Here is a 487-nt window from a genome sequence, read left to right as displayed (position 1 = left end):
GTGATCAGCTCGACCAGGCGGGCCGGGTCGCGGTGATCACCTGGCGCGGCAACCACCAGCCGCGCACCGGTCATCAAGGGCCAGAAGAACTCCCATACCGACACGTCGAAGCTGAACGGCGTTTTCTGCAACACGCTGTCGCGGGCATCCAGCCGGTAGGCCTGTTGCATCCAGCACAGTCGGTTGACCAGGGCCGAATGGCGGTTGCCCGCGCCTTTCGGCCGGCCTGTGGAGCCGGAGGTGTAGATCACATACGCCAGGTTTTCAGGGGCCACCGCCACGTTCGGGTTGCGCACGTCATCGGCGCCCGGCTCCAGGTCCAGCGCCAGGGTCTGCACGCCTTCGGCCAGCGGCAGTTGCAGGTGGCTCTGGGTCAGCAGCAGCTGCACGCCGCTGTCCTCGAGCATGTAGCGCAGGCGGTCTTCGGGGTAGTCCGGGTCCAGCGGCACGTAGGCGCCACCGGCCTTGAGGATGGCCAGCAAACCGA

1 protein-coding gene is annotated in these 487 nt (G+C 67.1%); it reads right to left on the bottom strand.

Features of this window, described 5'->3' with window-relative positions; genetic code table 11:
- Window positions 1–487 (bottom strand): AMP-binding protein (locus GYA94_RS25855; protein ID WP_161893378.1); only part of this gene is annotated, 487 nt, incomplete at both ends.

The sequence above is a fragment of the Pseudomonas juntendi genome (genome assembly GCF_009932375.1).
Classification (GTDB): Bacteria; Pseudomonadota; Gammaproteobacteria; order Pseudomonadales; family Pseudomonadaceae; genus Aquipseudomonas; species Aquipseudomonas juntendi.
Note: the sequence above shows the minus strand (reverse complement) of the source record. Positions and strands in the feature narration are given on the sequence as shown.